Genomic DNA, 21,559 nt, shown 5'->3' with positions numbered 1-21,559 from the left:
AACCGGTCAAGGCGATCGGCGAGCAGGCGGCCAATCTCCTCGACCGGCTCGCCGGGAACGGGGACGCGCCGCCGGGCAAGCTGGCGCTCAAGGGACGCCTGATGCGATCGCATCGCACAAAGCGTCAGAGCGTAACGCACCTTCGCAGGTCTCGGAAAAGACCATCAGGCCGCTTCCGACAACGATTTGTGGACTTCTGCCAAGATTTCGAACGATCGCACCCGCGCTGCGTGGTCGAAAATCTGTGCGGTGACCATCAACTCGTCGGCGCCGGTGCGGCGCACGAACGCCTCGATGCCTTGCCGGACAGTCTCCGGGGTGCCGACGACCGCGCAGGACAGCGCCTGGCCAAGCATGGTTTTTGCCACCGGATCGAGATCGCACTCATATCCCTCGACCGGCGGCGGCAATCGGCCGGGCCGGCCGGTGCGCAGATTGACGAAGGCCTGCTGCAGCGAGGTGAACAGCAGCCGCGCCTCGGCGTCGGAGGGCGCGGCGAACACGTTGAGGCCGAGCATCACATAGGGCCTGTCGAGCTGTTCCGACGGCTGGAATCGCGCGCGATATATCTCCAGCGCGTGGTCGAGTTCGGCCGGCGCGAAATGCGAGGCGAACGCATAGGGCAGGCCGAGCATGGCGGCGAGCTGCGCGCCATAGAGGCTTGAGCCCAGGATCCAGATCGGCACCTTTTCGCCCTCGCCCGGCACGGCGCGGATGCGCTGGCCGTCTTCGGCCGGCTGGAAATAGCCCATCAGCTCGACGACATCCTGCGGGAAACTGTCGGCGCCGGCCTCGAGGTTGCGGCGCAGTGCGCGCGCCGTGCCCATGTCGGTGCCCGGCGCCCGGCCGAGGCCGAGGTCGATGCGGCCGGGATGCAATGCGTTAAGCGTGCCGAATTGCTCGGCAATGACCAGCGGCGAATGGTTGGGCAGCATGATGCCGCCGGCGCCGACGCGTATCGTCCTGGTGCCGCCGGCGACGTGGGCGATGACGACGGAGGTGGCGGCGCTGGCGATGCCCGGCATATTGTGATGCTCGGCCAGCCAGTAGCGCTTGTATCCCAGCCGCTCGGCATGGCGGGCGAGATCGAGCGAATTGGTGAGCGATTGCGACGCGTTGCTGCCTTCGGCGATCGGCGACAGGTCGAGAACGGAAAGAGCGGTCATGGGCGGGGATCCTGCGGACGGGAAGGATGTAGGAAGCGACCGCCACGGCCGCAAATTCAAAAAATTGAACAGACGCAGCGTGTCCAGGAAGGCGCGAAGGACGCTCCGGCATTTTCTTTTGGCTTGAGCATTCCTCGGAACTTATTCCGGTTTCCGGATCATGCGTCCGCCGCTTTCTCGGCATCGGAAATCTCTTCGTCCTCGACTCCCGTATGCTGCGCCGCCAGGAAATTGCCGACATAGCTGAGGCCGTCGAAGTGGTCGCAGAACACCTTGATGACGACCAGCAGCGGCACCGCCATCAGCGCACCGACGAAACCCCACAGCCAAGACCAGAAGGCAATGGCGATGAGGATCGCCACGGCGTTGATCTCCAGTCGCCGGCCGACCACCGTCGGCGTCACGAACTGACCTTCGACGGTATCGCACAGAATCACGAAGGCCGGCGCCAGCAGCGCGTAGGAGATGCTGTCGAAGCTGATCAGCGCCATGATCGCGACAAGCGTGATCGTAATCGCCGCCCCGATATAGGGCAGGAAATTGAGCAGAGCCGCCGCGGCGCCCCAGACCTGTGGGTTGGGCACGCCGAGCGCCCAGAGGCCGAGCCCGATGACCACGCCCAGGCATGTATTGATAACGGCGACGGTAAGCAGGTAGTGCGAGATTTCGCGTTCGACGTCATAGACGACGCGCAGTGCCCGCTTTTTCTCGCTGAGACTAGGGAAGGACTGCACGATCTTCTCATAGAACATAGTGCCGGAAGCGAGCAGGAACAGCGACAGGACGAAGACGATGAGCACGCTGGTGCCCGCCGATAGCAAGTTGCTGGCGGCTTGCGAGAGAAGGCCGGATTGCGCCATGGCTATCCTCTGAACACCCGGCTCCTGGGATGTCTGCGTCAGGCCCTCTATCTGACGCGAAATCTCCACGATCCTTTCGAAAGGACGGCGCAGTTGCGCCAGACGCTCTGTAAGCTGCTGGCCAATCGAGGAAGTGTTGTTGATGAGGTCTATGACCGGGCCGCTGAGCAGATAGCCGGCCACCGCGAGGACGCTGACCGACAGCACCACCAGAAGAGTCGCCGATATCACATCGGGCATGCCGTGCTTGCGCAGGAAGCGGACGATCGGCGTCAGCGTCAGCGCCAGCAGGAAAGCCAGAATGACCGGCATGAAGAAGGCTTTGGCGAAGTAGAGCGCGTAGATCGCCATCAGGATGAAGATGCCGACAAGCAGCGAACGCATCAGATGCGTGTCGTTACGCGCCTCGACGCGCGAATCTGTGTTCTCGGCAGCACCTGCGGCCAAAGCAGCGGGTTCGGCTTTCATTCTGGCCCTCGGCGGCACATCGCGACTGGTGTGCGCTGCTGGCGAAAACGCCTTTGCGGCTTCAAAGTTCCGTTAGCCGGCGTTGACGATAACCTTAGCCCTCCTGCGATCTTGCCGACGAATCAGGCGGCCGGCGCGGCCGCGGCCGGGATGGCCGTCGCCGTTTCCCTACGCACGATCGGCGCAACCTTGGTGCCGTAGAGCTCGATCGCCTTCATGATCTTGGCGTGCGGCATGATGCCGATCGCCATCTGCAGCAGGAAGCGATCGTTGCCGAATATCCTGTGCTGGGCAACGATCTTCTCGGCCACCTGTTCGGGATTGCCGACGAACAGCGCGCCGTTCGGGGCGCGCGACTGGTCGAAATGTACCCTCGACGTCGGACCCCAACCGCGCTCGCGGCCGATGCGGTTCATCACCTCGGCCTGCGGCCCATAAAAATCGTCGGCCGCCTGGTCGGTGGTCTCGGCGATGAAGCCGTGGACGTTGAGGCTGGTGGCCAGACCAGACGGATCGTTGCCGGCCCGTTTGGCTGCCTCCCGGTAGATATCGAACAGCGGCGCGAACCGCGCCGGCTCGCCGCCGATGATGGCCAGCGCCAGCGGCAGGCCGAGCGCGCCGGCCCGCGCGGCCGATTGCGGCGTACCGCCAATCGCGATCCAGATCGGCAATTTGTCCTGGAAGGGACGGGGATGGACGCCGCGATCATTGATTGCAGCGCGCAGCCTGCCCGACCAGGTCACCTTGACATGATCGCGGATGGCAAGCAGTAGATCGAGCTTTTCGGCAAAGAGCTCGTCATAGTCTTCGAGGTCATAGCCGAACAGCGGAAAGGATTCGATGAATGAGCCGCGCCCGGCCATGATCTCGGCCCGGCCGCCGGACAGAAGGTCAAGCGTCGCAAACTGCTGGAAGACGCGAACCGGATCGTCGGAGGACAGCACGGTGACCGCGCTGGTCAGCTTTATGCGCCTGGTCCGTTCGGCCGCCGCGGCCAGGGCCACGACCGGCGCGGAAGCGGCATAATCAGGGCGGTGATGCTCGCCCAGCCCAAACACGTCGAGGCCGACCTGGTCGGCCAGCTCAATCTCATCGATCAGGTTGCGCAGTCGTTGATGTGCACCGATGGCACCAGGGCCGGGTTCCGGGCTGACGTCAGCGAAGGTGTAGAGACCGAGTTCCATCATGTGTCATCCTGGCGTTGCGTTTTCCCGCTAGAGGTAGCGATCCGTCTGTCGCGTCGCCAGAGGGGCGGATGGTGAACAGTGCATGTCGGTTTCAACCGAATTCAGCCGAAATGGCGTCTCCCGGCTGCAACAGACCAGAATTTCATGCCTGGCATACCGTTTTGGCGCTTGAACTCTCGGTTTTCACGCGTATGTAAGCGTCGCGAATTGACTTCAGGGAAGTGGACTTGGCTATCTACAGGGAAAAAGACATTTTTGAGCGGCGCAATGCCGCAAACGAGGCAAGGAAGGCGCTCCTGGAGCGCTTCAAGTCAAAACCGGCAGCAGACGATCCAGCGGTGCTGGCACGGCAGGCCGAACGCAAGGCGATCCTCGAAGCACGCGCGATACGCGAGGCCGAAAAGGCCAGGCTGAAGCAGGAAAAGCTGGCGCGCGAGGCGGCCGAAAAGGCCGAGCGCGAAGCTGCTGCCGAAGCAGCGCGCATCGCTGCGGAAGAAGCGGCCCAAGCGGAAGCGAAGATCCGGGAAGCCGAAGAGAACGAGCGCATCGCTCGTTTGCTCGCCGACGAGGCCGAGCGCAAGGCCAAGCGCGACGCGCGTTATGCGGCGCGCAAGCAGCGGACCGGCCGGACGCCTCCGGGCTTTTCCGCTCGCTAGCGCTCCTACAGCGCGATTTGCAAATCGCCCTCAGGGCCGCCTAGCAGCGGCCCTTAAGGCGTTTGTGCTGCGGCCTTGCAGCAAACTAAAGCAGGTTCCGCAAAAGTGTCCCACGGTTTTGCGACAAGAACCTGCGACGAACAAAAGAATCTGAGCAGGCATTCGCGGGCCAGCTCACGAATGCCTGCTTAGCCCGCAAGCTTCAATCCAATGATGCCGCAGACGATGAGTGCGATGCAGGCAAGCCTGATCGCGGTCGCTGGCTCGCCGAGCAGCCAGATGCCAAGCAGCGCCGTGCCGACGGTGCCGATGCCGGTCCACACCGCATAGGCCGTGCCGACCGGCAGCGCCTTCAGCGCCAGCCCGAGCAAGGCGAGACTGACGACCATCGAGGCAGCGGTCAGGACGGTCGGCAGCGGCTTCGAAAAGCCGTCGGTGTATTTGAGGCCGATCGCCCAGCCGATCTCGAACAGACCGGCGAAGAAGAGAAGAATCCACGACATCGGAACGCTCCATTCGATTGCGGGTCGTCCCGGCCGATTTCGGAGAGAGCGCGAAGCCTTCTTCGCTGCATGAATGTAGAAATTTCGCGCGCCCGATCAACAGCAGCACCAGCCGCACTTCAGGACCAATCGCTGACTATCGATTGGTCCTGAAATGCCGCCGGTCATGACCTTGCGCCGAAAACGCCGAAGCTTACCTGTCCTTGAGCTTGATCGCCTTGACGGGCGGTGCCTTCAGGGCCGGGGCAGCGGCGGGTTTCTTCGCGTCCTTCTTCGGCTTGCGGGCCTCTTTGCCCGCCTTCATCGCACCTTTAGCCATGATTCGTTCCTCCGATTGTGGCAAACGAAATGAACCAAGAGAAACGCCCGACCGCAAGTGGCATAATCTGGCGCCGGCGCCAGCCGGCCACTGTCAGTCGGTTGCTAATTCGCTCGTAAATCGCGCCGGTCCGTGCGATGATCCCTTTTGCAATGCAGCATCGGCCCGTGCCTTCGCCGGGCGACGGTCCGGCAGGCCGGTCAGGACGACAATGCGAATCCATATCGGCTGCGAGATGAGCTTCGACTTTCCGCAGGAAACGCCGCTGATTGCGATGCTCAACGTCCACTATTCCCGCGCGTCCGATCTCGAGCGGCCGGATTTCCTGACCTCGAACCCGCCGGTGCCGATCGAGAGCTACCGCGACAGTTTCGGCAATTGGTGCAACCGTCTCGTCGCGCCGCCGGGTCGCTTCAGCTTCGGCACGGACGCGGTGATCCGCGACGTCGGAACCTTCGAGATGGGCGACCTGATGGCATGGCAGCATGAAGTGCGCGACCTGCCGCCCGACACGCTGCTGTTTCTGCTGCCGAGCCGCTATTGCGAGAGTGACGTGCTGGCGAACGAGGCGTGGCGGCTGTTCGGCCACACTCCGCTCGGCATCCCGCGCGTGCGTGCGGTCTGCGATTTCGTCCACAACCATATCATCTTCAATTACGGCAACGCGCGGCCGACGCGCACGGCGGCTGAAGCCTACGGCGAACAAAGCGGCGTCTGCCGCGACTTCGCCCATCTCGCCGTCGCCTTCTGCCGCGCCTTGAACATCCCGACGCGCTATTGCACCGGCTACATCAGCGACATCGGCCTGCCGAAGCCGTGGGCGAGCATGGATTTCTGCGCCTGGATGGAGGTCTATCTCGGCGGACGCTGGCATGCCTTCGATCCGCGGAACAATGCGCCGCGCATCGGCCGCATCCTGATCGCCTCCGGCCGCGACGCAGCCGATGTGCCGCTGACCCATATCTTCGGACCGGGCACGCTGGCCGGTTTCAGAGTCTGGACCGAGGAGGTAGTCGAACAGGCGTCGGCGCAGCAGTCTTGAACCACCGGATGGTTCGCGCGTTGTGATTGCTTGTGGAGCTTCGGCGGGGTGTGCGCCGTTAAGCTGCGAGCGTATCAAGGCGTAGCTGAAGGGAGGAACGAAGATGAAAATCGACGGCGGCTGCCATTGCGGCGCCATCACTTACGAGGCGGAGGTCGATCCGGAAAAGACCAATATTTGTCACTGCACCGATTGCCAGCAGCTGACCGGCACAGCCTTTCGCGTGACCGTGCCGGCCCCGGAGGATCACTACCGGATCACCAAGGGCACGCCGAAGGTCTACATCAAGACCGCATCGAGCGGCGCCAGGCGCGCTCAGGCCTTTTGCGGCGAGTGCGGTTCGCATCTCTATGCCACGTCGGTCGGCGACGGGCCGAAAGTCTACGGCATCAGGGTAGGCACGGCGCGGCAGCGCGATGAACTGGTGCCGAGGCGACAGCTGTGGCACCGCTCGGCGCTGCACTGGCTGCCGGAATTCGAAGGCACGACGATCGTCGAGGAGCAGTAGCGCCAGATCCTACCCCAAGCTTCCGCGCCCAACCTTCGGCTCAATATCTCAGTCGTCGCCTTCGACGACCCTTAGTCGCAGCTGACCGGTTTTGGAGTCGGCGATGCGCGCACCCGCTTCGGCCATTGCGCCCCCATGCGTGGTCTCGCCAATTCCCGCACCGCCCTCTGCCGGCTGAACGCCGAACTCCAGCGCCTCGATCTTCTGGCCGCGCTTGGTCACTTTCGATGTCGAGACCAGGATATCGTCGATGTCCTTGGCGGACTGGCCGAAATGGGTCTGCAGCTTGCGCACCCGATCGTCGAGGCGCGAGACGTCCTCCATCAGCCGGATGACCTCGCCCTGGATCAGATGCGCCTGCTCGCGCATGCGGGCATCCTTGAGAATCGCCTGTATGACCTGGATCGACAGCATCAGCAGCGACGGCGAGACGATGACGATCCGGGCGCGGTGGGCTTTATGGACAATCGCCTCGAAATTCTCGTGGATCTCGGCGAACACCGATTCCGACGGCACGAACATGAAGGCGGTGTCCTGCGTCTCGCCCTGAATCAGGTATTTTTCGGATATATCGCGGACATGCACCTCGATGTCGCGCCGAAACGACTGTGCGGCGACCTTCTGCGAATCGGCGCCTTCGGCGGCACGGATGGCGTTCCAGGCTTCCAACGGAAACTTTGCGTCGATGGCAAGCGCCGGTGCGCCGTTCGGCATCTTCACCAGGCAATCGGGCCGGCTGCCGTTCGACAAGGTCGCCTGGAATTCATAGGCGCCGTGCGGCAGGCCGTCGGCGACGATCGCCTCCATGCGCGACTGGCCGAAGGCTCCGCGCGTCTGCTTGTTGGAGAGGATCGCCTGAAGCTGTACGACCTGGCCGGCGAGCGACTGGATATTGCCTTGCGCCATATCGATGACCGCCAGCCGTTCTTGCAGTTTGGCGAGGCTCTCATGCGTCGATTTCGTCTGCTCGGTCATGGTCTGGCCGAGACGGCCAGTCATTGCGTCGAGGCGTTGGCCGATCGACTGCGTGAGTTCGGCCTGCCGTGCGCCGAACACTTCGGCTATGGCGCCCATGCGGCCCTGCATTTCGGCCTGGCTTGCCAGGATGCCGGCCATCCGCGCCTCGGCGTCGCGGGCATGGTCTGCGGCTTCCGCGGCCGCCACCGCACGCGCCCTGGCCGACCGCCAGAGCGCGCCGACGACCGCCATGAACAGGCCCAGGAACAGGATCGCGCCGAATGCCAGTGCGTGGCCGAGCGTGATCGTCGTGGCGCCAAGCCGGGCGACAGGTTCGGACAGGATTGATGTCAGGTCGTTCATATGGGACAGCATAGATGATTCGTCCCGATGGCACAGATCAAAACGTGAACGGCGCTTTCAAACCCCCGGTTGACGCTTTTCGCGCGAGGTCTTAGGTGAGACGCCATGTCGATCAAGCCTCTCATCATCCTTCCCGATCCCGTCCTGCGCCAGGTTTCGAAACCGGTCGAGCGCGTCGACGGTGCTTTGCGCAAGCTCGCCGACGACATGCTGGAGACGATGTATGATGCGCCCGGCATCGGTCTGGCGGCGATCCAGGTCGGCGAACCGCTGCGCATGCTGGTCATCGACCTCGCCAAGGAGGGCGAGACGCCGGCGCCGCATGTCTTCATCAATCCCGAGGTCCTCGAGAGCGCCGATCAGCGCTCGGTCTACGAGGAGGGCTGCCTGTCGATCCCGGACTACTATGCCGAGGTCGAGCGCCCCGCCGCCGTGCGCGTGAAATATCTCGATCGCGACGGCAAGCTGCGGGAGATCGAGGCCGAAGGGCTGACGGCGACCTGCCTGCAGCACGAAATCGACCATCTCAACGGCGTGCTGTTCATCGACCATATCTCGAAGCTCAAGCGCGACATGGTGGTGAAGAAGTTCAAGAAACTCGCCAGAGACAAGGTGTCGGGCAACAAGGCGCCGGGCAGGCTGGTGGGATAAGGCTCAAAAAATGCCCCTGCGCGTCATCTTCATGGGTACGCCTAAATTCTCGGCGCCGACGCTGCGGGCGATCGCCGAAGCCGGGCATGAGATAGAAGCCGTCTACACCCAGCCGCCGCGCGCCGCCGGTCGCCGCGGGCTGGAACTGACGCCGTCGCCGGTGCAGCGCGAGGCGGAGCGGCTGGGCATCACGGTGCGAACGCCGGTGTCGCTGAAGAACGATGCCGAGCAGCAGGCGTTCCGCGCCTTGCGGGCCGATGTCGCCGTCGTCGTCGCCTATGGATTGCTGTTGCCCAAAGCCATTCTCGAGGCGCCGCGGTTTGGCTGCCTCAATGGCCACGCCTCGCTGCTGCCGCGCTGGCGCGGCGCCGCACCCATCCAGCGCGCCGTCATGGCCGGTGACACCGAGACCGGCATGATGGTGATGCGGATGGAGGAAGGTTTGGACACCGGCCCGGTGGCGATGGTTGAAAAATGCGCCATCGGCCCCGATATGACGGCCGGCGACCTGCACGACCGGTTGATGATCGTTGATGCCGCGCTCATGGTGGAAGCACTGGCCCGGCTGGAAAGAGATGCCCTGACATTTACCACACAGGCGACGGCGGGGGTGACCTACGCCAAAAAGATCGATAAAGCGGAGACGCGCGTGGACTGGACGCGGCCTGCTGGCGAAGTCCACGATCATATTCGCGGCCTGTCGCCCTTTCCCGGCGCATGGTGCGAAACCGAAATTGGCGGCCGCTTGGAACGGCTGAAACTGCTTCGCTCGACGCTTTCAGATGGCGCCGGCGAGCCGGGAGGAATTCTCGACGACCGGCTGACGGTCGCCTGCGGTTCAGGCGCGATCAGGCTGGTCGAAGTTCAACGTGCGGGCGGAAGGCCCATTACCTCGCAGGAGTTTTTGCGCGGGGCCAAGCTCGAAAAAGGAATGAAATTCTCATGAGCATGATGTCGATACGCGCGGCGACGCCGCGGGATCGCGAGGCGATCCGCCTCGTCGAGGAACATGCATTCGGCCAGCAGGCGGAGGCCGGACTGGTCGACGCGCTGGTCACCGGCGGCGATGCCGTCGTCGAACTGGTGGCGGACGAAGACGGGCAGGTGGTGGGTCACATCCTGTTTTCGCGGCTTTTCGTGCGGAATGGCGGCAAGAGCTTTACAGCGGTGGCGCTGGCGCCTCTGGCGGTCGAGCCGTCGTTCCACGGCACCGGCATCGGCGGCGCGCTGGTCCGTGAGGCGCATATCCGCCTGAAGGACGCCGGCGAGATGCTGGCCGTGGTGCTTGGCGACCCCGCCTATTACGGCCGTTTTGGCTACAGCCATGCGCGCGCCGAAAGGTTCGAAAGCGAATACCAGGGCGAAGCGCTTCAGGCGCTGGCCTGGGGCGAAGCGCCAGAGACCGGCAGGCTGGTCTACGCTTCGGCCTTTGGCTCAGCGCTCGCCGCCTAACCTCATCCTGCTTCAGGAATGCCGCGGTTTCGCCTCGACATCGAATATGACGGCAGCCTCTATGCCGGCTGGCAGCGTCAGGCAGACCAGCCTTCGGTGCAGCAGGCGATCGAGCAGGCGATCGAGAAATTCTGCGGCGAACAGGTCTCGCTGCGCGGCGCCGGCCGCACCGATGCCGGCGTCCACGCGACCGGCCAGGTGGCGCATGTCGATCTCGTCAAGGCGTGGCCTGATGACAAGGTGCGCGATGCCGTCAACGCCCATCTGCAAACGGCCAAGGCGCGCATTGCCATTCTCAAGGCGGCCGTCGTGCCGGATGGCTTTGACGCGCGTTTCTCGGCGACTGGCCGCCACTATCTCTACCGCATCGTCAACCGGCGCGCGCCGGCGGCGCTCGACAAGGGCAAGATCTGGTGGGTGCCGAAGCGTCTCGACGCCGAAGCCATGCACGAGGCGGCAAAAGTGCTGCTGGGGCGGCATGATTTCACCACGTTCCGCTCGACCCAATGCCAGGCCGACAGCCCGGTTCGCACGCTCGACCGGCTGGACGTCAGTCGTCTGGGTGACGTGATCGAAGTGCGAGCCTCGGCGCGCTCGTTCCTGCACAATCAGGTGCGCTCCATGGTCGGCTCGCTGAAGCGCGTCGGCGAAGGTGGCTGGACGATTGCCGACCTGAAGGCGGCGCTCGATGCGCGCGACCGCGCAACCTGTGGCCAGGTGGCGCCGCCCGATGGACTTTTTCTTGTCGGTGTGGACTATCCGACGGTCGGTTGATTTGGTGCACCGATACCGAGCAGCGCCTCCATGCCGAACCAAACCGCCAGCGACGCCACGAACATGCCGGCGAAGACAGCGGTGCCGACGGCGGCGCCCCTGCCGATGGCGACGTTCGTCATCCGCCAGGTCAGGATCATCGACAGCGCAAACAAAAGCAGCGCTGCCAGTACGGCGAACTCATTGGTGGACGGCAGGAAAAGCCTGATCAACGCCGCAGGCAGCATCATCCAGGCAATGATCGCCGACGCCCAGTTGCTGGCGACGACATAGTGGACGAAGCGCCCGCCGATCCCCGCGCGCGGTGCGACAAGGGCAAGGCCGACAAGCGGCAACACCCAGGTGCTGATGTCGACCGTCGCCAGACGGATCAGCATGGTGAAGCGCCCCGCGAACGCATTCGGATCGCCGATCTCGTTGGCAAGGCCGACCCAACCGACAATCAGCGCCGGTGCTGCGACGACGATGGCGAAGAAGGAATTCCAGAAACCGTCGGCCGAAAGATCGAGCAGGCGCAGTCCGTCCGGCTTGCCGAGCATCAGTCGCCAGGCGCCGGTCAGCGAAGCATAGGTTTCATCTGACGAAAGCATGACTACGATACGCCTCGCTCGAACCAGTCTTCGATGAAGCGGCGATAGATCTGTGTCAGCGTCTCCAGGTCGGTAAGCGCGACGCGTTCATCGACCATGTGCATGGTCTTACCGACCAGCCCGAACTCGACCACCGGACAATAGTCCTTGATGAAGCGCGCATCGGAGGTGCCGCCGGAGGTGGAAAGCGCCGGTTTCCCGCCGGTCACCGCCTTGACCGAACCACTGAGCGCTTCGATCAGCCGGTCGTCGCGGGTGAGGAAGACGTGGCTCGGCCGGTCGCGCCAGACGAGCTCGTAGTCGACAGGCGTTGTTTTGCCGGTCCGGTATTTCTTGCGCTTCGCCGCCTTGTCGAGACGGTTGTGGATTTCCGCCTGGATGGTCTCGGCGGTCCATGTGTCGTTGAAGCGGATGTTGAAGGTAGCGGTCGCCTTCGCCGGAATGACGTTGGTGGCCGGATTGCCGACATCGATCGAGGTCACTTCCAGGTTGGTCGCCTGAAAATCCTTTGTGCCTTTGTCGAAGACGGGATGCAACAAGGCGTCGGCCAGCGTCATCAGCCCGCGCACCGGGTTGTCGGCAAGCTGCGGATAGGCGGCGTGACCCTGCCGCCCATTGACGATGATGCTGCCGGACAAAGAGCCGCGCCGGCCGATCTTGATCATGTCGCCGAGCGCGTCGGGGTTGGTTGGCTCGCCGACAATCGAGGCGTCCCATTTCTCGCCCCTGGCAGCCGCCCATTCGAGCAGCTTTATCGTGCCGTTGATGGCCGGTCCTTCTTCGTCGCCTGTGATCAGCAGCGAGATCGAGCCCTTCGGGCCGCCTTTCGACTCGACATGACGCGCCACCGCGGCGATGAAACAGGCGATGCCGCCCTTCATGTCGACGGCGCCGCGACCGAACATCTCGCCCTTTGCGACCTCGGCGGCGAAAGGCGGATGCGTCCACGAGGCCTCGTCACCGACCGGCACCACGTCTGTGTGCCCGGCGAACATCAAATGCGGCCCGTTGCCGGAGCGGCGCGCATAGAGGTTTTCGATATCGGGCGTGCCTCCTTCGGAAAACACCGGGCGCTCGACGGAAAAGCCGAGTGGCTTCAGCATTGTCTCCAGCGCGCCCAGGGCTCCACCTTCGGCAGGCGTGACGGAGGCGCAGCGGATCAGGGCGGCCAGATTTGCGGCGGGGTCGGTCGGCAAGGTCATGGGCAAAGCGATAGTCGAAAGAGCAGGGCCTGTCACGGTCAGACATAAAGGCTAGCCATACCGCCGACATTATGGTTCTCAGGTCGTATAGTCGCAGGCCAAGGTGAGCTTATCGCATGGCCAGGGAAGAAAAAACGATCGCCATTGCCGGCGCCGGCAGTATCGGCTGCTATGTGGGTGGCTGTCTCGCGCTCGCCGGGCGCAAGGCGATTCTTCTGGCGAGGCCGCACATCGAGGAGGTGTTGCGCAAGGATGGATTGCGGGTCAGCGACCTCGATGGCCGCGACCGTCGCATGGCGCCGGAATCACTCAACGTCACCGCCGACCCGGCGACTGCCTTGTCCGGCGCCGATATCGTCCTGGTGACGGTCAAGAGCGGCGCGACGCAAGAGATGGCGGCGCTCATTGCCGCCCATGCCCGCCCCGCCGCGGTGGTGCTCAGCCTGCAGAACGGCGTCGACAATGCCGACAGGCTGCGGGCCGGGCTTGGCCCGCGGCTTGTAGTCGCCGGCATGGTGCCGTTCAACGTGGTCCAGTCGCCGAGCGGCGAATTGCCGCTTGGCGTGCATCGCGCCAGCGCAGGCAAGGTGATGATCGAAGACGGGGTACCTGACCTCGTCGGTCTCCTCGATGTCGATGGATTTGCCGTCAGCGCGCGTGGCGACATGACAGCGGTGCTGTGGGGCAAGCTGCTGCTCAATCTGAACAACGCGCTGGTGGCGCTTTGCGGCCTGCCGCTGGCAGCACAATTGGCCGACCGCCCCTGGCGGTTGATCCTGGCCGGTCAGATCGACGAGGCGTTGGCTGCAATGCGGGCCTCAGGCATCGAGCCGGCACGGATCGCCGGCCTGCGTCCGGCGCTGTTGCCGAAAGTGCTGCGCCTGCCCGACTGGCTGTTCAAGGTCCTGGCGCGGCGTATGCTCGCGATCGATCCCAAAGCGCGCTCATCGATGTGGGATGATCTACAGCGCGGCCGACCGACCGAGATCGACGATTTGCAAGGCGCCATCCTGCGCCTGGCGGACAGAGCGGGCACGCCGGCGCCACTGATAGAGCGGATCACGACGCTGGTGCGCAAGGCAGAGCAGGAAGGGCGTGGATCGCCCGGCCTGACACCCGAGGCGATTACGGCGGCGGGCGGCTCCCAATGATCGGTGGGATCGTGTTCGCGGCCCGCACATGTGCGCGGTAACGGCCCTTGCCGGTGCGCTTGGCTTCGTAGAGCGTGTGATCGGAACAGGTGAGGAGAACTCTGGGAATCCCTACTCGACTCAGCTTCAACTCTAGAGCATCGGACCCAGAGCTGGGTACCGGTTTTGGGAAAATCCGATGCTCAAACAAGAGGATAGATCGGCGGTACGCTTCGATTTGAAAGTCCGCATCTCTAGGTATCGGGACGTGCCGCCCGCGAGGGACCGTCGATCAGCGTGATCTTCTGCCAGATCTTCCGCGACAGGTTGGAGGCGAGAGTCTCGATATCGTTGACGCCATCGACGACCACATTGTCGTTGACCGACTGGGCGAACAACGCGGCGATCTTGCCGGTGATCGATAGCATTTCGGAGCAATAGTCGAGGTAGCGGGCGAGGTCGGCACGGTCGGTTATGCGTGCCGGTGAATGCGATGCCGGCTTGAAATCGGCTGAAAGCACTGCCGGATCCTTGGTCAGTTGATGCATGTCGATGACGTGGATCAGCGATCGCAAGCCGTGAAGTTTGCGAAATACCCGCCTGCGCTTGATACGTTCCTCGGTTCGGATCAAGGCCAGGAAGCCGAGTACTGCGAGGATGACCACGTTGATCGAGGATTCGATGCCTTGCACCGACTGGATAGCGTCGTGACTTCCCGAGATACGGCCGAGCGGCAGGATGGTGCCGACGAACAGGAACATCAGCGCGCCGGCAGCAATGGCGGAGATGATGATGCCGCGTAACCACCAGATCGGCGCTTCCAGCGCCTTCGCCGCCTTGGCCAGATCGCGCGACAGCGACACAAGCTCGATGGCGACGCCACGCAAGCCTGCATCGGGAAAACGGTCGGCGACGCGTTTTTCCAGTCGCACGGCGGTCTCGATGATCAGTTTCGAATCAAGCGTGCGGTAGCGCATGGCGGGATACCCGGTCGAGGCTCAGGATTCGGCCGGTGCATTGGTGCGTTTGCCATAGCGATTGGGTCCCGGATCGCTTTTGAAAAAGGCCAGGATGACAAGGAGAATGGCGCCGACGATGAGAGAGATCAATGCGTAGTAGGTAGGCTTGCCGAAATCATGGAACCGTTTCGCCGTCAGGGCAAAGGTCGACCATGTTGAGACAACCACGGCGATCCACCAGGCGAGCGCCCAGTACTGACTTGCGGCGGTGCCGAGGGGCGTTCGCGAGAACTGGTAGAGCAGGAAAAGTTGAACGAGAAGGGGCAAAAGACCAGCCAAAAAATAGGCACTGGGATTCACTCGCCCGGAAAGGCTGAAGAAAAGCCATAGAAATCGCGGTCTGTCGGGCAATTGGGTGCGTCCGTTTCTTCAAGGATCAGTCGCGAAGCAGTTCATTGATCGAGGTTTTGGAACGGGTCCTGGCATCGACCCGCTTGACGATGACGGCGCAGTAGAGGCTCGGACCGGGCTCGCCATTGGGCAATGGCTTGGCGGGCAGCGAGCCGGCGACGACGACCGAATTGGCCGGCACTTCGCCGTAGAAGACCTCGCCGGTGGCGCGGTCGACGATCCTGGTCGATTGGCCGATGAAGACGCCCATGCCGAGCACCGAGCCCTCCCGCACGATGCAGCCTTCGACCACTTCGGAGCGTGCACCTATGAAACAATTGTCCTCGATGATGGTAGGGCCGGCCTGCATCGGCTCCAGCACGCCGCCGATGCCGACGCCGCCCGACAGGTGCACGTTCTTGCCGATCTGGGCGCAGGAGCCGACCGAGGCCCACGTGTCGACCATGGTGCCGCTGTCGACATAGGCGCCGACATTGACGAAGGACGGCATCAGCACGGCGCCCGGCGCGACATAGGCTGAACGCCGCACGATCGACGATGGCACGGCGCGGAAGCCTGCCTTCTCGAAATCGACGGCACTCCAGCCGTCGAATTTCGACGGCACCTTGTCCCACCACACGGCCTGGCCGGGACCGCCCCCGATGATCTCCATCGGATTGAGCCGGAACGACAACAGCACCGCTTTCTTCAGCCACTGGTTGACATGCCATGCACCGTCGGCCTGGCGCTCGGCGACCCTAACGACGCCGCGGTCGAGCAAGTCGAGCGCCGACTGGATGGCGTCGCGGGTCGCGCCGCGGGTTGCCGTCGAAATGGCGTCGCGTTCCTCGAAGGCCTTTTCGATGGTGTTTTCGAGGCTCGCCAGATCGGGCTTCGACATGAATTCGCTCCATTACCAAGCTGTTAAGGGGCCGCGCCTTAACCTGTTTGAAAGTCGCGCGGACCCTATGTGAAGGTCGAGTAGGGGTCAATCGCGGCTGCGTCACGGGACGGCGCAAGTGAATGATTTGGACGGGTAGGTAATATGAACCCCATGGAAAAGGCGGGGTGGACGCCGCTGCCGCATTCGGACGAGGATCTGGAGCGGTCCAAAAGCGTGCCGGACACGCCGCAGACGCGCGCCGAGACCTATCGGCTAGCCTGGAACGATCCCGATTTCATGACACGGCGCGAATTGCGAGCGGTGCGGCTGCAGCTCGAACTCCTGAAGCCGGAGATGATCCTGGCCGAACGTGGCATCCATTCGACCGTCATCCTGTTCGGCGGGGCGCGCATCCCCGAGCCGGGCGGTGAAGCCTGGGCGGCCAAGAACGAGACGCAGAAGAAGAACCTCGAGGAAAACAGCAAATATTACGAGGAGGCGCGCAGGTTCGCCCGTCTCTGCTCGCAGCAGTCGGCCGCCTCCTATTATCGCGAATTCGTCGTGGTGACTGGCGGCGGACCCGGCGTCATGGAAGCAGGCAATCGCGGCGCCGACGACGTCGGCGCACCGTCGATCGGCCTCAACATTGTTTTGCCGCACGAACAGGCGCCGAATGCCTATGTGACGCCCGAACTCTGCTTCAATTTCCACTATTTCGCGGTCCGAAAGATGCATTTCGTCATGCGCGCCAAGGCTGTCGCGGTGTTTCCGGGCGGCTTCGGCACGATGGACGAGTTTTTCGAGACGCTGACCCTGATACAGACCGGCCGCATGGAACGCGTGCCGGTGATCCTGTTCGGCAAGGCTTTCTGGAAAAAGGCGATCGACCTCGACTTCCTCGCCGAGCAAGGCACGATCACCCCCGGCGACCAGGACATCATCGATCTGGTTGACACCGCCGACGAGGCCTGGGGGATTATCAGCCGCTTTTATGAGCTCTAAGGGCTGCCGGTCGTGTGGCCGACCGGGCTAGCTTTCTTGTTTGAAGCAATTGCCCCGGCGTCGTCAGGCTTCCCGATGAAACAATGCGCCGATCAGACGGTAGGCGGCTTCAGGCTGGAATCTCGACGATCGCGGTGAGGAATTCGGCAAGATCGTCGGTGACGAAATCCACGTCGTCTTCCTTGGCAGGGTCACGTTCCCAGATTTCGGAGAAGGTGGGCTCGAAGTTGCGCGGCACGACCAGCACCGTGGTCATGCCCAGCGATTTCGGCACGGACAGGTTGCGTGCAAGATCCTCGAACATCACCGCATTGTGGCCGGTGATGGCGTGGAGTTCCGCAAACTTCTCGTAGGTCCGGCGTGCCGGCTTGGGATTCAGCCCGGCGGCGACGATATCGAAGATGTCGTCGAAATGGTCGAGGATGCCGAGTTGGCGCGCGGTGCGTTCGGCGTGCCTGCGGTCGCCATTGGTAAAGATGAACTTGCGGCCCGGAAGCTGGCGGATGGCGGTGCCGAGAACGGGATCGGGCACCAGCCAGGAATAGTCGATGTCATGGACCTTCTCGAGAAAGTCGTCGGGATCGATGCCGTGGCGCGTCATCAGGCCGTTCAGCGTCGTGCCGTATTCCCGGTACAGTTCCTTCTGCAGCTTGCGGGCATCGTCGCGCGGCAGCGTCAGCAGTTCCCCGATATAGGCGGTCATCTTCAAGTCGATCTGCGAGAACAGGTTCGAATGGTGCGGATAGAGGGTGTTGTCGAGGTCGAACACCCAGTCGGTGACATGGGCAAAGCGGGCGGGGTCCGGGAACGTGGTCATGCAGTCCTTATGGCACGAAACGGTGCTTTTGGCAGAGGCTTTATCCACAACTTATGCGCGTTACGAGGGGGCAAAGTGGCGCAACGATTCAAATTTTAGGCATCGCCGAAAGGTGGCATTCAGGGCTTGCTGGCACAGAGGCAGTCCAGTGGGGAGCAAGCGATGAGCCGCATATTTCTGAAGTCCGCCGCCGTCGCTTTCACCTCCCTCGCGGTCTCGCTTCTGTTGACGCTGATCGTCGTTCCGGCGATGGGCTTTCCGTTCAACCGCACGATGTGGCTGACATCCACGGTCTGCCCGCTCGCGCTCGCCTGGATCGCCAGCGGCCACACGTTCTGGCAGGGCGAAAGGCTGAAGAGCGCCCATCGCGAGCTCGCCCGCGCTCATGCGCAACTCGCCGCCGCGCATCGGCGTCTTTCCGAAAAGGCGAGCCGCGACGACATGACCGGCATGCTCAACCGCGAGAGCTTCTTTGCGGCGCTCGACGCCTCCCGGCGTAAATCCGATCGCGGTACGTTGCTGATCATCGATGCCGACCATTTCAAGATCATCAACGACAGCTACGGTCATCTGACCGGCGACGACGCGCTGCTCCTCATCGCAAACGCGATCGAGCGCGGCGTGCGCATCGGCGACGTGATCGGGCGCATTGGCGGCGAGGAATTCGGCGCGTTTCTGGTCGGCGCCGCCGAACAGGAAGCCAAACGCGTCGCCGAGCGCATCCGCCGTGAAGTCGAGCTGATCCGCTTCCGCCCCGTCGATGAGCGGACCATTCCTCTCACCGTCAGCATCGGCGGCGTCACCTGCGGCGAAGATGCCGCCGTATCGGATCTGATGCGTGCCGCCGACCAGCGCCTTTACAAGGCCAAGCGCAGCGGCCGCAATCGGACCATCCTGGACCGGGACGTTTCCGAAGCGGCCTGAGCGGTCTCGCCCGTCAAGAAAATCCTAACGTTGCTTGCACTCAGCCGGACCGTTTACACTGCTTAAGCAGGTGTGCCGCTAGGCTTGGCACGGAACTGGCTTCTCTTGGCGAGCATGTGCCGTTCAGGAAACGCCATGCGTGGATCGAAGCCCCATCGAGAGACGTGTCATGAGTTTCTTCACCAGGAAGATATCGCGCCGCATGATCATGCAGGCGCTGATCGCGCTACCGGCCCTGTCGCTGTTTCGCAAGCTGCCTGATGCCGATCCGGACGCGATCGTCGAGGTCAATGGTTGGATCCTCAAGCGCGGCGATCTCACGTGATCTTCGACAGCTACGAGGCATTTCGAGCGGTGAATTTCACCGCCAAGGTCTGCATCCTCGGTTCCGGGCCGGCCGGCACCACGATCGCCAGGAAGCTTGGCGCGGCCGGCATTCCGGTTGTGGTGCTGGAGGCCGGCTCCCGCGAGTTCAGCGATGGCTCACAGGATTTCTACCGTGGCGTCACGGTCGGCGACCCCTATTTCGATCTCGACATCACCCGGCTGCGCTTCATGGGCGGTAGCTCCAATCACTGGGCCGGCTGGTGCCGCGTGCTCGACAGCCAAGATTTCGAGCCGAAGGCCTGGGCGCCGGACACCGGCTGGCCAATCAGCCGCGCCGACATCGAGCCCTATCTGCCCGAAGTCCACGAAATCCTCGAACTTCCCGATTTCCGGCCGGATGTGCCGGTCTCGGACGACATTCGCTGGGTGCAACTGATCAAGAGCCCGGCCGTGCGTTTCGGTGAAAAATTTGCCGACGAACTCGACACGAGGATGAACGTCGCCGTGGTGCTCAACACCTATGCCACCGAACTGGCTGGTGACGGCAAGAGAGTGACCGGCGCCAAACTGTGGTCGAACGGCAAGGATGCCGGTTCCTTCAACGCCGATTATTTCGTCGTCTGCACCGGTGGCTTGGAAAACTCACGGTTGCTCCTATGGTCGAACCAGCGCTCGAATGGCGGTGTGGTGCCGAATGCAGCGGCACTCGGCCGCTACTGGATGGAGCATCCGACCTTCGAAGGCGGCAATGCCATCCTTGCCGATTATAGCGAGTTTGAAGTCGACGCCACCAACGAGGCCTTCTTCTCGCCGACGCTGGCGGCCATGGAGCGCCTTGAGATCATGAATTTCGGCATCAGGCTGATCGAGACGCCGTATCCCGGCATCAAAAGCATCATTGCCGACCTCGCCTGCACGGCGCCTGAGATGGCCGAATGGGTATCCTATCAGCTCAGCCAGAACCTGCGCTGCGCCGCCCAGCTCTATGTCACCTGGGAACAGGCACCGCTGGCCTCGAACCGGATCCTATTGTCGAAAACCGATGTCGACCACGCCGGCGTGCCACGCATCGAACTGCACTGGAAGAAGTCGGACTTGGAGCGCCGCACGCTCCTGAAGGGCCTGAGGCTGTTCGGCACGACGCTTGTCCAGAAGGATCTCGGCCGAGTGCGCATCGCCGACTGGCTCACCAATGGTGGGGATTATCCGACGAACGAGGAATTGGCCGGCCACCACCACATGGGCGGTACGCGCATGGGCACGGATGTGACCAAGAGCGTGGTGGACGCCAACTCAAAGGTACACGGCATGGACAATCTCTATGTCGGCGGCTCCTCGGTATTTTGCACGTCCGGCGAATGCAATCCGACGACGACGATCACAGCATTGGCATCCCGGCTGGGCCACCACCTCCGCAAGGTCATCGGCACATAGCCGGCCAGCGGCAACGAGCAATCCGATGCTCAAAAGTAGAGCGTCGGTCGTTCTAAAGTTCCGCAGGGTCGAGCGCCGGCTTGGCCTTGTGGCGTCCGACGATCGCTGCCAGGCCGGCGACGTCCTGGAAGGCATCGCGCAAGACGTCGAAGGACGGCAGTACAAAATAGGCGCGCTGGAACTTGTCGATCTCATAGCTGGTGCGCATCACCGTTTCCGGATCGAAGGGGACATGGTGCGCGTCCTTGCTTTCGATCGCGAACTGAAGTTCCGCAAACGATGACATCAGTCCGGCGCCGAAAGCCTTCACCGATTGACCTGCTTCCTGGATCAGCCCGTATTCGACAGTGTACCAGTAGAGGCGGCTGATCATCTCGTCGCCGCCGAGCGCGATCAGATGCTCGGCCTTCTCACCATACATCTGCATGAAGTCGGCAAAGACCGGCTGGGTCAGCGCCGGCACATGGCCGAAAAAATCGTGGAACATGTCCGGCTCGACGATATAGTCGAGCTCCTGCCGTGTCCGCAGCCAGTTGGTGACCGGAAAGCGGCGACTGGCGAGATGGACGAAGAACGGCGCGGCGGGGATGAGGCCCGGCACGGCGACGATCTCCCAGCCGGTGAGATTGCGCAGCTTTTCACTGACCTCTCCGAAATCCGGAATCTTGTCGAGCAGACCAAGCGCGGCGACGCCGTCGAGGTAGGACTGATGCGCCAGCTTCTGCGTCAGCTTCGTCTGGCGGTCGCACAGCCTGCGCCATACGGCCTGCTCGTCAGCGCTGTAGTTGTAGTGCTGCGCTACGGTGAAGTCGGCACGGCAGACCGAATAGTCGCCGCGAAGGCCTTGCGCCGCGCATTCCCTTGCGTAGTCGGCAACGCTTATCGTCATGGCTCTTCTCCTCGCAACTCATGACCGGCGAATTTCGTAAGAGATAGCCGAATGCGGCGAGGCAAATCAGCTTTGATGATGGTCCGAATGCAGTATTTGAGGTAAA

The 21,559-nt window shown here is 63.0% G+C and carries 25 protein-coding genes; 12 read left to right on the top strand and 13 right to left on the bottom strand.

The window, feature by feature from the left end:
- Nucleotides 1-164: 164 nt before the first annotated feature.
- The 3 genes from AC0NID_RS04940 to AC0NID_RS04930 form a co-directional block, all read right to left on the bottom strand.
- Nucleotides 165-1,166 carry an LLM class flavin-dependent oxidoreductase gene (locus AC0NID_RS04940; RefSeq protein WP_473451368.1) on the bottom strand — a complete coding sequence of 334 codons (1,002 nt, stop codon included), beginning with the start codon at nt 1,164-1,166 and terminating at the stop codon, nt 165-167.
- A gap of 158 nt (nt 1,167-1,324) precedes the next feature.
- Nucleotides 1,325-2,494 (bottom strand): AI-2E family transporter, encoded by a 1,170-nt coding sequence (locus AC0NID_RS04935; RefSeq protein ID WP_473451367.1) that lies wholly within the window; start codon nt 2,492-2,494, stop codon nt 1,325-1,327.
- A gap of 122 nt (nt 2,495-2,616) precedes the next feature.
- Nucleotides 2,617-3,678, bottom strand: coding sequence for an LLM class flavin-dependent oxidoreductase (locus AC0NID_RS04930; RefSeq protein WP_473451519.1), 1,062 nt, complete (start codon nt 3,676-3,678; stop codon nt 2,617-2,619).
- A gap of 230 nt (nt 3,679-3,908) precedes the next feature.
- Between AC0NID_RS04930 and AC0NID_RS04925 the strand changes: the two genes are divergently transcribed.
- Nucleotides 3,909-4,337: a DUF6481 family protein gene (locus AC0NID_RS04925; protein ID WP_473451365.1), complete on the top strand. Its 429-nt coding sequence runs from the start codon at nt 3,909-3,911 to the stop codon at nt 4,335-4,337.
- A 188-nt stretch (nt 4,338-4,525) separates the two neighbouring features.
- On the opposite strand, the gene sugE is transcribed toward AC0NID_RS04925, so the two are convergent.
- Nucleotides 4,526-4,840, bottom strand: coding sequence for a quaternary ammonium compound efflux SMR transporter SugE (gene sugE, locus AC0NID_RS04920; RefSeq protein ID WP_473451363.1), 315 nt, complete (start codon nt 4,838-4,840; stop codon nt 4,526-4,528).
- A 193-nt stretch (nt 4,841-5,033) separates the two neighbouring features.
- Complete coding sequence (locus AC0NID_RS04915; RefSeq protein WP_126036705.1) at nt 5,034-5,159, bottom strand: hypothetical protein; 126 nt, start codon at nt 5,157-5,159, stop codon at nt 5,034-5,036.
- A gap of 211 nt (nt 5,160-5,370) precedes the next feature.
- Here AC0NID_RS04915 and AC0NID_RS04910 point away from each other — a divergent pair, with 211 nt between their 5' ends.
- On the top strand, nt 5,371-6,201 hold the full coding sequence (locus AC0NID_RS04910) for a transglutaminase-like domain-containing protein (RefSeq protein WP_473451361.1): 831 nt from the start codon (nt 5,371-5,373) through the stop codon (nt 6,199-6,201).
- 103 nt (nt 6,202-6,304) lie between these two features.
- Nucleotides 6,305-6,709: a GFA family protein gene (locus AC0NID_RS04905; protein ID WP_473451359.1), complete on the top strand. Its 405-nt coding sequence runs from the start codon at nt 6,305-6,307 to the stop codon at nt 6,707-6,709.
- Between the two features lie 48 nt (nt 6,710-6,757).
- On the opposite strand, the gene AC0NID_RS04900 is transcribed toward AC0NID_RS04905, so the two are convergent.
- Nucleotides 6,758-8,029, bottom strand: coding sequence for a DNA recombination protein RmuC (locus AC0NID_RS04900; protein ID WP_473451517.1), 1,272 nt, complete (start codon nt 8,027-8,029; stop codon nt 6,758-6,760).
- Between the two features lie 105 nt (nt 8,030-8,134).
- On the opposite strand from AC0NID_RS04900, the gene def reads away from it, so the two are divergent.
- The 4 genes from def to truA are packed head-to-tail and all read left to right on the top strand — an operon-like array spanning nt 8,135 to nt 10,906.
- Nucleotides 8,135-8,680 carry a peptide deformylase gene (gene def / locus AC0NID_RS04895; RefSeq protein WP_473451357.1) on the top strand — a complete coding sequence of 182 codons (546 nt, stop codon included), beginning with the start codon at nt 8,135-8,137 and terminating at the stop codon, nt 8,678-8,680.
- 10 nt (nt 8,681-8,690) lie between these two features.
- A complete protein-coding gene (fmt, locus tag AC0NID_RS04890) occupies nt 8,691-9,626 on the top strand; it encodes a methionyl-tRNA formyltransferase (RefSeq protein ID WP_473451355.1) in 936 nt (311 codons plus the stop codon).
- Complete coding sequence (locus AC0NID_RS04885; RefSeq protein WP_473451353.1) at nt 9,623-10,132, top strand: GNAT family N-acetyltransferase; 510 nt, start codon at nt 9,623-9,625, stop codon at nt 10,130-10,132. Before fmt ends, AC0NID_RS04885 begins: the two co-directional genes overlap by 4 nt.
- Before the next feature lie 18 nt (nt 10,133-10,150).
- Complete coding sequence (gene truA / locus AC0NID_RS04880; RefSeq protein WP_473451351.1) at nt 10,151-10,906, top strand: tRNA pseudouridine(38-40) synthase TruA; 756 nt, start codon at nt 10,151-10,153, stop codon at nt 10,904-10,906.
- On the opposite strand, the gene AC0NID_RS04875 is transcribed toward truA, so the two are convergent.
- Both AC0NID_RS04875 and dapE read right to left on the bottom strand, forming a co-directional pair.
- Nucleotides 10,888-11,496, bottom strand: coding sequence for a transporter (locus tag AC0NID_RS04875; RefSeq protein WP_473451349.1), 609 nt, complete (start codon nt 11,494-11,496; stop codon nt 10,888-10,890). The two genes, truA and AC0NID_RS04875, sit on opposite strands and share 19 nt — an antisense overlap.
- Before the next feature lie 2 nt (nt 11,497-11,498).
- Nucleotides 11,499-12,698 (bottom strand): succinyl-diaminopimelate desuccinylase, encoded by a 1,200-nt coding sequence (gene dapE, locus AC0NID_RS04870; RefSeq protein ID WP_473451347.1) that lies wholly within the window; start codon nt 12,696-12,698, stop codon nt 11,499-11,501.
- A 116-nt stretch (nt 12,699-12,814) separates the two neighbouring features.
- Here dapE and AC0NID_RS04865 point away from each other — a divergent pair, with 116 nt between their 5' ends.
- Entirely contained in the window at nt 12,815-13,849 is a 1,035-nt protein-coding gene (locus AC0NID_RS04865; RefSeq protein ID WP_473451345.1) for a 2-dehydropantoate 2-reductase, read from the top strand.
- A 233-nt stretch (nt 13,850-14,082) separates the two neighbouring features.
- Here AC0NID_RS04865 and AC0NID_RS04860 read toward each other — a convergent pair whose 3' ends face one another.
- From AC0NID_RS04860 to dapD, 3 genes are read right to left on the bottom strand one after another with little or no spacing between them, the layout of a single operon-like run.
- Complete coding sequence (locus tag AC0NID_RS04860; protein WP_473451343.1) at nt 14,083-14,805, bottom strand: hypothetical protein; 723 nt, start codon at nt 14,803-14,805, stop codon at nt 14,083-14,085.
- Between the two features lie 21 nt (nt 14,806-14,826).
- Nucleotides 14,827-15,198 carry a DUF805 domain-containing protein gene (locus tag AC0NID_RS04855; protein WP_473451341.1) on the bottom strand — a complete coding sequence of 124 codons (372 nt, stop codon included), beginning with the start codon at nt 15,196-15,198 and terminating at the stop codon, nt 14,827-14,829.
- 25 nt (nt 15,199-15,223) lie between these two features.
- On the bottom strand, nt 15,224-16,078 hold the full coding sequence (dapD, locus tag AC0NID_RS04850; protein WP_473451339.1) for a 2,3,4,5-tetrahydropyridine-2,6-dicarboxylate N-succinyltransferase: 855 nt from the start codon (nt 16,076-16,078) through the stop codon (nt 15,224-15,226).
- Between the two features lie 144 nt (nt 16,079-16,222).
- Here dapD and AC0NID_RS04845 point away from each other — a divergent pair, with 144 nt between their 5' ends.
- Nucleotides 16,223-17,062 carry an LOG family protein gene (locus AC0NID_RS04845; protein ID WP_473451337.1) on the top strand — a complete coding sequence of 280 codons (840 nt, stop codon included), beginning with the start codon at nt 16,223-16,225 and terminating at the stop codon, nt 17,060-17,062.
- A 109-nt stretch (nt 17,063-17,171) separates the two neighbouring features.
- On the opposite strand, the gene AC0NID_RS04840 is transcribed toward AC0NID_RS04845, so the two are convergent.
- Complete coding sequence (locus tag AC0NID_RS04840) at nt 17,172-17,879, bottom strand: pyrimidine 5'-nucleotidase (RefSeq protein WP_473451335.1); 708 nt, start codon at nt 17,877-17,879, stop codon at nt 17,172-17,174.
- 162 nt (nt 17,880-18,041) lie between these two features.
- Between AC0NID_RS04840 and AC0NID_RS04835 the strand changes: the two genes are divergently transcribed.
- From AC0NID_RS04835 to AC0NID_RS04825, 3 genes are all read left to right on the top strand, one after another.
- Complete coding sequence (locus AC0NID_RS04835; protein ID WP_473451333.1) at nt 18,042-18,803, top strand: GGDEF domain-containing protein; 762 nt, start codon at nt 18,042-18,044, stop codon at nt 18,801-18,803.
- A 169-nt stretch (nt 18,804-18,972) separates the two neighbouring features.
- Nucleotides 18,973-19,128, top strand: coding sequence for a hypothetical protein (locus AC0NID_RS04830; RefSeq protein WP_473451331.1), 156 nt, complete (start codon nt 18,973-18,975; stop codon nt 19,126-19,128).
- A complete protein-coding gene (locus tag AC0NID_RS04825) occupies nt 19,125-20,564 on the top strand; it encodes a GMC oxidoreductase (RefSeq protein ID WP_473451329.1) in 1,440 nt (479 codons plus the stop codon). The genes AC0NID_RS04830 and AC0NID_RS04825 overlap by 4 nt, the downstream gene beginning before the upstream one ends.
- A 52-nt stretch (nt 20,565-20,616) precedes the next feature.
- Here AC0NID_RS04825 and phhA read toward each other — a convergent pair whose 3' ends face one another.
- The gene (phhA, locus tag AC0NID_RS04820) at nt 20,617-21,453 is read right to left on the bottom strand and encodes a phenylalanine 4-monooxygenase (protein WP_473451327.1); all 837 of its coding nucleotides are present in this window, start codon (nt 21,451-21,453) and stop codon (nt 20,617-20,619) included.
- Nucleotides 21,454-21,559: the final 106 nt, after the last annotated feature.

The sequence above is a fragment of the Mesorhizobium sp. WSM4821 genome, from assembly GCF_055901555.1.
Note: the sequence above shows the minus strand (reverse complement) of the source record. Positions and strands in the feature narration are given on the sequence as shown.

Coding starts and splice junctions, on each gene's coding strand:
- AC0NID_RS04875 (WP_473451349.1), bottom strand. CDS start 11,496: ATGCTTTCGTCAGATGAAACCTATGCTTCGCTGACCGGCGCCTGGCGA.
- AC0NID_RS04900 (WP_473451517.1), bottom strand. CDS start 8,029: ATGAACGACCTGACATCAATCCTGTCCGAACCTGTCGCCCGGCTTGGC.
- def (WP_473451357.1), top strand. CDS start 8,135: ATGTCGATCAAGCCTCTCATCATCCTTCCCGATCCCGTCCTGCGCCAG.
- dapE (WP_473451347.1), bottom strand. CDS start 12,698: ATGACCTTGCCGACCGACCCCGCCGCAAATCTGGCCGCCCTGATCCGC.
- AC0NID_RS04930 (WP_473451519.1), bottom strand. CDS start 3,678: ATGGAACTCGGTCTCTACACCTTCGCTGACGTCAGCCCGGAACCCGGC.
- AC0NID_RS04860 (WP_473451343.1), bottom strand. CDS start 14,805: ATGCGCTACCGCACGCTTGATTCGAAACTGATCATCGAGACCGCCGTG.
- phhA (WP_473451327.1), bottom strand. CDS start 21,453: ATGACGATAAGCGTTGCCGACTACGCAAGGGAATGCGCGGCGCAAGGC.
- sugE (WP_473451363.1), bottom strand. CDS start 4,840: ATGTCGTGGATTCTTCTCTTCTTCGCCGGTCTGTTCGAGATCGGCTGG.
- fmt (WP_473451355.1), top strand. CDS start 8,691: ATGCCCCTGCGCGTCATCTTCATGGGTACGCCTAAATTCTCGGCGCCG.
- AC0NID_RS04940 (WP_473451368.1), bottom strand. CDS start 1,166: ATGACCGCTCTTTCCGTTCTCGACCTGTCGCCGATCGCCGAAGGCAGC.
- AC0NID_RS04845 (WP_473451337.1), top strand. CDS start 16,223: ATGAACCCCATGGAAAAGGCGGGGTGGACGCCGCTGCCGCATTCGGAC.
- AC0NID_RS04865 (WP_473451345.1), top strand. CDS start 12,815: ATGGCCAGGGAAGAAAAAACGATCGCCATTGCCGGCGCCGGCAGTATC.
- AC0NID_RS04910 (WP_473451361.1), top strand. CDS start 5,371: ATGCGAATCCATATCGGCTGCGAGATGAGCTTCGACTTTCCGCAGGAA.
- AC0NID_RS04905 (WP_473451359.1), top strand. CDS start 6,305: ATGAAAATCGACGGCGGCTGCCATTGCGGCGCCATCACTTACGAGGCG.
- dapD (WP_473451339.1), bottom strand. CDS start 16,078: ATGTCGAAGCCCGATCTGGCGAGCCTCGAAAACACCATCGAAAAGGCC.
- AC0NID_RS04935 (WP_473451367.1), bottom strand. CDS start 2,494: ATGAAAGCCGAACCCGCTGCTTTGGCCGCAGGTGCTGCCGAGAACACA.
- AC0NID_RS04840 (WP_473451335.1), bottom strand. CDS start 17,879: ATGACCACGTTCCCGGACCCCGCCCGCTTTGCCCATGTCACCGACTGG.
- AC0NID_RS04830 (WP_473451331.1), top strand. CDS start 18,973: ATGAGTTTCTTCACCAGGAAGATATCGCGCCGCATGATCATGCAGGCG.
- AC0NID_RS04915 (WP_126036705.1), bottom strand. CDS start 5,159: ATGGCTAAAGGTGCGATGAAGGCGGGCAAAGAGGCCCGCAAGCCGAAG.
- AC0NID_RS04835 (WP_473451333.1), top strand. CDS start 18,042: ATGAGCCGCATATTTCTGAAGTCCGCCGCCGTCGCTTTCACCTCCCTC.
- truA (WP_473451351.1), top strand. CDS start 10,151: ATGCCGCGGTTTCGCCTCGACATCGAATATGACGGCAGCCTCTATGCC.
- AC0NID_RS04885 (WP_473451353.1), top strand. CDS start 9,623: ATGAGCATGATGTCGATACGCGCGGCGACGCCGCGGGATCGCGAGGCG.